At 73.5% G+C, this 6110-nt stretch carries 7 protein-coding genes and 1 pseudogene; 5 read left to right on the forward strand and 3 right to left on the reverse strand.

The window, feature by feature from the left end:
• From VH969_RS06625 to VH969_RS06635, 3 genes are all read left to right on the forward strand, one after another.
• The coding region (locus tag VH969_RS06625) for an RNA polymerase subunit sigma-70 (protein ID WP_331971998.1) at nucleotides 1-768 on the forward strand (768 nt) is incomplete at its 5' end.
• Nucleotides 765-1331, forward strand: a complete 567-nt coding sequence (locus VH969_RS06630) for a TIGR03086 family metal-binding protein (protein ID WP_331972001.1) — start codon at nucleotides 765-767, stop codon at nucleotides 1329-1331. The genes VH969_RS06625 and VH969_RS06630, both read left to right, overlap by 4 nt.
• A 9-nt stretch (nucleotides 1332-1340) precedes the next feature.
• Complete coding sequence (locus VH969_RS06635; protein WP_331972004.1) at nucleotides 1341-2543, forward strand: cysteine desulfurase-like protein; 1203 nt, start codon at nucleotides 1341-1343, stop codon at nucleotides 2541-2543.
• Here VH969_RS06635 and VH969_RS06640 read toward each other — a convergent pair.
• The 3 genes from VH969_RS06640 to VH969_RS06650 all read right to left on the reverse strand — a co-directional run bounded on the left by VH969_RS06640 (nucleotide 2540) and on the right by VH969_RS06650 (nucleotide 4602).
• Nucleotides 2540-2899 carry an STAS domain-containing protein gene (locus VH969_RS06640; protein ID WP_331972007.1) on the reverse strand — a complete coding sequence of 120 codons (360 nt, stop codon included), beginning with the start codon at nucleotides 2897-2899 and terminating at the stop codon, nucleotides 2540-2542. The two genes, VH969_RS06635 and VH969_RS06640, sit on opposite strands and share 4 nt — an antisense overlap.
• 133 nt (nucleotides 2900-3032) lie before the next feature.
• On the reverse strand, nucleotides 3033-3272 hold the full coding sequence (gene mbp1, locus VH969_RS06645) for a microaggregate-binding protein 1 (RefSeq protein WP_331972010.1): 240 nt from the start codon (nucleotides 3270-3272) through the stop codon (nucleotides 3033-3035).
• A gap of 67 nt (nucleotides 3273-3339) precedes the next feature.
• Complete coding sequence (locus VH969_RS06650; protein WP_331972013.1) at nucleotides 3340-4602, reverse strand: condensation domain-containing protein; 1263 nt, start codon at nucleotides 4600-4602, stop codon at nucleotides 3340-3342.
• A gap of 174 nt (nucleotides 4603-4776) precedes the next feature.
• Here VH969_RS06650 and VH969_RS06655 point away from each other — a divergent pair, with 174 nt between their 5' ends.
• Nucleotides 4777-5550, forward strand: coding sequence for a transglycosylase SLT domain-containing protein (locus VH969_RS06655; RefSeq protein WP_331972016.1), 774 nt, complete (start codon nucleotides 4777-4779; stop codon nucleotides 5548-5550).
• A 327-nt stretch (nucleotides 5551-5877) separates the two neighbouring features.
• Nucleotides 5878-6110 (forward strand): annotated as a pseudogene (locus VH969_RS06660) (MFS transporter); the annotation flags it as partial.

The following is a 6110-nucleotide window of genomic DNA, read 5'->3' on the forward strand; positions in this document are numbered from 1 at the left end:
GCCACGAGCGCGTGCCTCACCGCGCTGGAGAGCCGCAAGCGGCGGCCGCTACCGGCCGGCCTCGGCGGCCCCAGCGAGGCGGGTGGCAAGCCGCTCGACGAGCGGCCGGAGGTGCCGTGGCTGGAGCCGCTGCCGACCGGCGCCGACCCCGCCGCCGACCCCGCCGCCGTGGTCGCTGGCAAGGAGAGCACGCGGCTCGCGTTCATCGCGGCGCTGCAGTACCTGCCGCCCCGGCAGCGGGCCGTGCTGATCCTGCGCGACGTGCTCATGTGGCGGGCGGCCGAGGTGGCGGAGCTGCTGGACACGTCGACTGCCGCGGTGAACAGCGCGCTGCAGCGGGCGCGGGCGCAGCTGCACGACGTGGCGCCGAGCCCCGAGGACGAGACCGAGCCGGCCGAGGAGCGGACCCGGGAGCTGCTGGAGCGCTACGTCTCGGCGTTCGAGCGCAAGGACGTCGACGCGATCGTGGCGCTGCTGGCGGCGGACGCGGTGTGGGAGATGCCGCCGTTCGCCACCTGGTTTCAGGGTCCGGAGCAGGTCGCGCGGCACCTGGCGGGCCAGTGCCCCGGCGGGCCGGGCGACTTCCGGCTCGTGGCCACGACCGCGAACGGCGAGCCGGCGGTCGGGCTGTACCTGCGTGCCGGCGACGGCGCCTTCCGGCCGTTCTGCCTGCAGGTCCTCACCGTGTCGGGGACGGCGTTCTCGCACGTGGTCTCCTTCTTCGACGACCGCCTGTTCGGCACCTTCGGCCTACCGGACACCCGGTGACCGCGCAGGCGGCCCTGCCCGCGGGGGTCGGGCTGCTCGAGCGCGCGATCAACTACCTGCTGGGTGTGCTGCACGAGGTGAGAGACGGGGAGATGTCCGCGCGCACGCCGTGCACCGACTGGAACCTGCGCGAGCTGCTCGGCCACCTCGACGAGTCGCTGGTCGCATTACAGGAGGCCACGACCGGGCACGTGTCGCTCTCGCCCACGGACCGCCCGGTCGCGGACCCGGTGTCCGCATTGCGCGACCGCGCGTGCTGCCTGCTCAGCGCGTGGACGAACGCGACGCGGGTGGACGTGACGGTCGGCGACGCCGGCCTGACGACCGGGATCGTCGCGACGGCCGGCGCGGTCGAGGTGGCGGTGCACGGCTGGGACGTCGCCCGCGCGCTCGGCCGCCGCCGGCCCATTCCGCCCGGGCTGGCGGAGGAGATGCTGGCGGTGTCGCCGTTGCTGGTGAGCGAGGCAGACCGGCCGGCCCGCTTCGCGGTCCCGGTGGCGGTCCCCGCGCAGGCGCCGGCGGGTGACCGGCTTCTCGCGTTCCTCGGCCGCCGGCCCTACTAGCGTCAGGCCATGACCTACGACGTGGCAGCCGTGCGTGCCGAGTTCCCCGCGCTCGCGGAGGGCGCCGCCCACTTCGACGGGCCCGGCGGGTCGCAGACCCCGGCCGTGGTCGCCGACGCGATCGCGGCGACGCTGCGGTCCGCGGTCGCCAACCGCGGCACCGTGACCAGGGCCGAGCTGCGTGCGGAGGAGATCGTCGCCGCGGCGCGGTCGGCGGCGGCGGACCTCGTGGGCGGGCAGCCGGGCGGCATCGTGTTCGGCCGGAGCATGACCCAGCTGACCTACGACGTCGCGCGCACGCTGGCGAAGCGGTGGGGCCCGGGCGACGAGGTCGTGGTGACCCGCCTCGACCACGACGCGAACGTCCGCCCGTGGGTGCACGCCGCCGCGGCGGCCGGCGCCACACCGCGCTTCGCGGACTTCGACCCGGTGACCGCGAAGCTAGCGGTCGCCGACGTCGAGGCGGTGCTCTCCCCGCGCACCCGGCTGGTCGCCGTGACCGCGGCGTCGAACCTGCTCGGCACGCGCCCGGACGTGCCGGCCATCGCGGCCGCCGCCCGCGGGGTCGGCGCGCTGACCTATGTGGACGGTGTGCACCTGACGCCGCACGACGTGGTGGACGTGGCGGAGCTCGCCGGGGACTTCTACGTGTGCTCGCCGTACAAGTTCCTCGGCCCGCACCACGGCTTCCTGTACGCGGCCCCGGCGCTGCTCGAGACGCTGGAGCCGGACAAGCTCGCGCCGATGCCGGACACCGTGCCGGAGCGGTTCGAGCTGGGCACGCTGCCGTACGAGCTGCTGGCGGGCACGACCGCGGCGATCGACTTCCTGGCGGATCTGGTGCCGGGCGCGGGCTCGCGGCGCGAGCGCGTCGTCGCTTCGATGACCGAGCTGGCCAAGCACGAGGCGGTGCTGCTGGACCGCATCGACGACGGCCTCGCGGCCCTCCCCGGAGTGACCCGCTACGGCGACCCGTCCCGCCGCCGCACGCCGACGACGTTGTTCAACGTCGCGGGCCGCTCTCCGGCGGAGATGTACCAGGGCCTGGCCGACCGCGGGGTGAACGCGCCCGCGGGCACCTTCTACGCGCTGGAGTGCGCCGACCGCCTGGGGCTGGGCACGGCGGGCGCCGTCCGCGCGGGCATCGCCCCGTACACCGACGAGTCCGACGTGGACCGCCTGCTGAACGCGGTTGCCGACCTCGCCCGCTAGCCGGTGCCGGCGATCGCCTCGTCCACCGTGCCGTGCATGGCGAAGACCTGGTCCAGCGCGGTCACCTGGATCGCCCGAGGCACCACGCTGCCCGTGGCCACGACGGCCAGCGGGATGTTCCGCTCGGTGCACTTGTTGTGCAGGTCGACGAGCAGGGCCAGCCCGGCCGAGCCGATGAAGGTCACCGCCGAGAGGTCGACCACCAGGGGCGACGGCGCGGCGGCCACCTGATCCAACGTGTCCAGGCGTTCGCGCAGGACGGGCACCGTCGCCAGGTCCAGCTCGCCGCGCACCGACACCACCACGGCGCTGCCCCGCGTGTCGACGTCCACCGTCAGCAGATCTGAAGGACCCACATCGCCTCCTGCCGGACTCTCTCGAGATCGGCGGCTAGCGTACAAAGATCTCGCCTCGCCGCAAGGCGTCAGCCCCATCTGGACACGAAACGGCGCCGGTGGGCGAACCACCGGCGCCGTCCCGCGGCAGGCGTTATCGGTCCTGGTGGGACCGTTCGCGTGCTTCGTGCATGTCCGCGGCGGCGCGAGCCCGCTCGGCCGCCGCCTCCTTCTCCGCCGCCTCGCGCTGGGCTTCGGCCTTGTCCTGCTGGGCCCGGCCTTCGCGCACCGTCGACTCGTCCCCGGTGAGCGCGCCGGCGGCCTGCTTCAACCGGCCCTTGACGTCCTCGACGACACCCTTCGCACCCTCGGCGGGGCCGCTGCGGTCCGACATCGTGTCACGCCCCTTCCTGTCGTGTCCTCGACACGACGTACCCGCCGGCACCGCACCGGAAACCGGCCTACCTGGGCCGGCTCCCCTTCGCGGCGAGCAGCGCGGGCAGCTCGCCGGTGGCCACGTCCCGGTACGCGGCGCAGATCAGCAGGCCCTCCAGCGCCTGCAGCCAGCACTCGACGTCCGCCTTCGGCACCAGGCCATGGTCCGCGCGGATGGTCACGTCCGATCCGTCCACGAGCACCGAGAACGTGTCGCGGCCGGGCGCGCGGTCCCACGTGAGCGTCGTGCGCTCCGCGGCGGCGCGCAGCTCGGCCTGCGCCGGCAGGGCGGGCACCTCGCGGCGGCCCGGCCGCGAGTCGAAGCACGCGAACGGCAGCGGGGGCAGGGCGTCGGCGAGGCGGTCGGGGTCGTAGCGGGCGAACCGGTGCGAGCGCGTCGCCGCCCGCCAGGCCTGCTGCACCAGGTCGTCGAACGACGGCGCGCCGAGATCGAGCACCAGCACGCCGTCCTGGGCGATCGCCGCGACGACGTCGTGCCGGTCGGGGTAGAAGCGGTTGCTCACCGCGGTCCGCAGGCCGGCGACGGGCCTTCGGGTCAGCCCGCCGACCAGGCCCGCCGTGGCCGCGAGGTACACGGTCGACGTGCTCACCCCGTGCCGGCCGGCGATCGCGTGCGCGGCCGTGTGCATGGCCGGCGAGCGCATCGTCGCCGCGTACCGCTCGCCCGGCGGATAGCCGGGTGCGGGCGCGAGCCGGTCCAGCTCGCCCGCCCAGAAGCGGATCGCCCGCTCGGTCAGCCGGCGGCCCTGCTCGGAGCGCTGCTGGCGCGCGTCGTCCACCGGCTGGCGCGCGGTCCGCACGGGCAGCGCGCCACGCATCAGCAAGGCCAGGTCGTTGACCACGAGGTCCATGCCCTCGTGGTCGACGGCGGCCGGGTCGCACACGAGCACCGCGTGGTGGACGACGGCGCCGTCCGCGACCAGCGCCGCCCGCAGCGGCCGGCCGGCGGCGCGGTCGAACGGGCCGGCCAGCAGCTCGTGCGCCTGCTCGGCCGCCACCCTCGCCTCGGCGGGTCCAGCGCGGATGAGCTCCACCGGCAACGTCCCGGTGGCCTGCGCGCACTGCTTGTCGGCGCCGGTCAGCGCCGTCCGCAACGCCTCGTGGCGACCGACGAGGTCGCCCACCGCGGTCGCCGCGCGGGCGACCGGGACGTCGGGTACGGGCACGATCCGGACATGTGGTGATGCGGCGGTGTTCCGCAGTACGTGCCGCTGCCCCCAGGTGAGCGGCGCGCCGCGGTCCTGCTCCCCGGCAAAGACGATCTCCACGCGAATCACCTTCGGTGGGTGAGGCGTTGGCGGAACCGGACGAGGCGGATCCTTCTCCTGTTGTGCCCGCCTGTGCAACCGACCTGCTCGCTCGTGCACGACCGCTGGTGACCGCGAGCCCCGGCAGGCACGCTCGGCCGGTCAGCAACTTTCCGACGGCCGTGGAGGCCCGCCGTGTCCAAGCTCTCGCCCGAGCAGATCGCCCAAGCCGCGCACCACGCCGGGTTCCGCGGCCACGACCTCACCACCGCCGTCGCCATCGCCCTCGCCGAGTCCAGCGGCAACCCCAAGGCGCACAACGGCGTGCCGCCGGACAACTCGTACGGCCTCTGGCAGATCAACATGATCGGCGCGCTCGGCCCCGACCGGCGCCACCAGTTCCACCTCGACTCGAACAAGGAGCTGTTCGACCCGGAAACCAACGCGAAGGCCGCGTACGCGATCTCGGGCAAGGGCGACTCGTTCCGGCCGTGGACCACCTACACGAGCGGCGCGTACAAGAGCCACCTCGACGAGGCACGCAAGGGCGTCAAGGCCTTCGAGCACCATGGCCACCGGGACAACGTGAAGAACGACGGCGGCAAGCACCACGGCGGCCAGGGCGGCGGCAAGCACCACGGCGGCGGCGACGGTTTCCAGGTCGACCCGGACGCGCTGAGCGGCTACGCGCGCAACACCCGCACGATCGCCGACGAGCTGGGCTCGCTGCGCGACAAGGAGCTGCACAAGGTCCGCTCGATCGCCGACGACAGCTTCGGCCGGATCGGCAAGGAGACCGGGTTCGCGGACGCGCTCAACAGCTTCGGCCAGTCACTGCAACGCCAGGTCAGGGGCGCCGCACGCAATGCGGACACGATCGCCGGCTCGGTCGCCAGGACGGCCCGCCACTACCACGCCCAGGATGCCGACATGGCCGACGATCTGTTGCAGCTCCTGGCTGGCAAGTAAGGTCACGTCGAACTGTGCAGCGGAGTTGTCCACAGGTCGCAAATCCGCCGCACACCACTTCTGAGCTGCCTAAACAGGCGCCAAGGTACGCCGAAAGGGGTATATCTGGCATCTGGGAACGCGGCAAGACCAACCGCCGATGCCCACGGTTCTCACTGGTGCCGGTACTCTGAGCTACGTGGTGATGACGAACTGAACATCATCGCGAGGGCAACAAGTAGTTGACCGCGTACCGCGTGTGTCGAGCGCTGCCGGTCGACCACGTATGGGGGGCGGTTGTCCCACACCGTGACGGGACATGCCGACGAGTCGACACGGGGGTTGACGTTGAGCCAACGGGCGCCGGGATTCTCCGCCGTTCTGGCGGTCCCGGAGTTTCGCGCGCTCTGGTTAGCCGAGGCGCAGTCCGTCTTCGGTGACCAGCTGGCCAAGGTCGCGCTCACGATCCTCGTCTACGACCGCACCGGTTCCGCACTGCTCGCCGCGACGGCGTACGCCCTGACGTTCCTCTCCGCGCTCGCCGGCGGGCTCGGCCTGTCCCAGCTCGCCGACCGCTTCCC

Origin of the sequence: Actinophytocola sp. (genome assembly GCF_036555685.1) — a bacterium.
GTDB lineage: Bacteria > Actinomycetota > Actinomycetes > Mycobacteriales > Pseudonocardiaceae > Actinophytocola.

Coding starts and splice junctions, on each gene's coding strand:
- mbp1 (WP_331972010.1), bottom strand. CDS start 3,272: ATGTCGGACCGCAGCGGCCCCGCCGAGGGTGCGAAGGGTGTCGTCGAG.
- VH969_RS06635 (WP_331972004.1), top strand. CDS start 1,341: ATGACCTACGACGTGGCAGCCGTGCGTGCCGAGTTCCCCGCGCTCGCG.